At 40.5% G+C, this 2,530-nt stretch carries 4 protein-coding genes; all 4 read left to right on the forward strand.

Going from position 1 to position 2,530, the window contains the following annotated elements; translation table 11 throughout:
• A partial coding sequence (locus AC1DPQ_RS24430; protein WP_477611154.1) for a TPM domain-containing protein occupies positions 1 to 399 on the forward strand: 399 nt, incomplete at its 5' end.
• Between the two features lie 3 nt (positions 400 to 402).
• Positions 403 to 1,182 carry a TPM domain-containing protein gene (locus AC1DPQ_RS24435; protein WP_215125400.1) on the forward strand — a complete coding sequence of 260 codons (780 nt, stop codon included), beginning with the start codon at positions 403 to 405 and terminating at the stop codon, positions 1,180 to 1,182.
• A gap of 125 nt (positions 1,183 to 1,307) precedes the next feature.
• Positions 1,308 to 1,697: a hypothetical protein gene (locus AC1DPQ_RS24440; RefSeq protein ID WP_477581176.1), complete on the forward strand. Its 390-nt coding sequence runs from the start codon at positions 1,308 to 1,310 to the stop codon at positions 1,695 to 1,697.
• Positions 1,698 to 1,736: 39 nt separating this feature from the next.
• Positions 1,737 to 2,285 (forward strand): NUDIX hydrolase, encoded by a 549-nt coding sequence (locus AC1DPQ_RS24445; RefSeq protein WP_477581178.1) that lies wholly within the window; start codon positions 1,737 to 1,739, stop codon positions 2,283 to 2,285.
• Positions 2,286 to 2,530: the final 245 nt, after the last annotated feature.

Genomic DNA, 2,530 nt, shown 5'->3' on the forward strand with positions numbered 1-2,530 from the left:
ATCTCAGATGCAGAAAGAGCTACATCTGGAGAAATTAGGATTGCTATTGATAAACACTGCGCGGGTGACCCATACGAAAAAGCTATCGAGTATTTTACCAAGCTGGATATGGACAAAACAGCCAAAAGAAATGGGGTGCTGATTTACCTGGCGCATGCCGATCATAAGTTTGCCATTATTGGCGATGTAGGTATTAACCAGGTAGTACCAGAAAATTTTTGGGAAACATCCAAAATAGCGATGACTGCACACTTTGCAAAAGGCAATTTAGCTGATGGCATTATTGCGGGAGTAGCATTGGCCGGAGAAAAACTAGCCTTATTCTTCCCTCCTCAAAAAGGCGACATTAATGAATTGCCAAATGATATCGTTTTTATGGACAATCTAGAGCAGAAATAAGCGATGAAGAAAATATTCCTTTTCTCGTTACTGAGTTTATTATTCACTTTCGCCTTCGCACAGGATTTTCCAGAGAAACCCAATACTTTGGTTAATGATTACGCTAATGTGTTATCAGCCGATCAAAAACAGCAACTGGAAACTAAATTAGTGGCTTTTAATGATTCGTCATCAACACAGATTGCCATAGCGATATTAAAATCGGTAGGCGATTATGATATTAACGAATACGCCGTTGAGCTGGGCCGAAAATGGGGAGTTGGCCAAAGTGGCAAAAACAACGGGATTATGATCGTTGTGGCTGTTGGCGATCGAAAAATTTCTATCCAAACAGGTTATGGCTTGGAAGGCGCATTGCCCGATATTTATGCCAAGCGTATTATTGATAACGATATTAAACCCAATTTTAGAGCCGGAAATTATTATGCCGGCTTAGATGAAGGTACTACTTCGATTATAAAATATACCAAAGGCGAATATAAAAATGATAGTCCTAAAACTTCTTCAAAGAAAGGTGGCGGAGGTGGCAGTATCGTAATTATTATCATTATTGTAATCGTCATCATCATCATCATGAGAAAAGGTGGCGGAGGCGGTAGCGAAGTAATTGGCGGTCGGGGTGCATCTAACGCTTTGTTCTGGGCAATGCTTTTTGGAAGCGGTGGCGGTGGCGGCCGAAGTAGCGGTGGCTGGGGAGGCGGTTCTTCTGGTGGAGGCGGCGGTGGATTCGGTGGTTTTGGCGGAGGAAGCTTTGGCGGTGGTGGAAGCAGCGGAAGCTGGTAGTCCATAGTCCATAGTCCATAGTCCATAGTCCATAGTCCATAGTCCATAGTCCATAGTCCATAAGTTAGAATCTGTTCCTTTTTGAACGTTACAACTTTCCAACAGATTAAAACATTACAACAATAATGTACAGAAGAGATTTAATTACAGCAGAAATACAGAAACTTGCACAGGTTTTGGCCCGTATTATGGGCTTAAAGTTAGAAGGCAAGTTGGCTGAAGCCAATCAGCTTTTTGACGAAACCATGGAAGGCGGCTTTCAATTGCCAAAAGAAATTCTTGAAAATGAAGATCTTTCGGTTTTTGAAAACTGGTTAGCCGAAGGCGACCTCCCTCCCGAAAAACTCGACTCGCTCAGCGAATTCTTATATTACGAAATGGGTGTGAGTCAGAATAGAAACCAAATGATCGCGCCAAAACTGAATCTAGTCTATCAATACCTGTCAGATCGGCACAAGATCGTACATTTGGTAAACTTGCACCGTCAGAAAACGATACAACAGTATTTGCGCTAAACGCCACGCGCATGGCACTAAACAAAACAATGTAAATAAATGATTATAGAAAAGTGGCAGAAAATTGCCTCTAAATATTTAGTAAGAGAAAAGTGGGCTACCTTACGGGTAGACGAGGTTAAACTTCCCGATGGCATTATAAAAGACGATTATTATGTTTTAGAGTATCCGAACTGGGTTAATGCAATTGCACTTACAGAAGCGGGAAAAATAATCATGGTGCGCCAGTACCGCCATGCAGCCGATATTGTTTCACTCGAGGTTCCAGGTGGTGTAATTGATGGTAATGAAGCGCCTGAGTTTGCAGTTAAACGTGAACTCCTAGAAGAAACAGGTTACAGCTTTAAAACCTGCAAACTTATTGCCGAGCTTTACCCTAATCCGGCAACGTCAAACAACAGAACCTTTACCTACTTCTTAACTGGTGGTATTAAAACGCATGAACAGCATTTAGATGAACATGAAATATTAAATGTTGAAGAATATACTGTTGAGGAAGTAAAGCAACTGATAAAAGACAATAAAATAGCCCAGGCATTACATGTTGCGGCCTTATTATATGGCTTAGCTGAAGTGGAAAAACTTTAATTTTTTCTTAAAAAACACATCAAAACAAAGGCCCGATATTTTATCGGGCCTTTGTTTTTTGCATAAACTTTTGAACATGAACGAAAGATTTTATTTAAACCCTTCTACCTTTCAGTTCCTGAACTTAGTTTAGCTCATTTTTAATTTCTTTTGGATATCGTGTACGTAAGCTTTAAACTTTTTATCGGTATCGATTAAATCTTCTACAGTTTGGCAAGCGTAGATTACGGTACTGTGATCGCGGC

It is taken from the genome of Pedobacter sp. 01T416_2 (assembly GCF_056398925.1).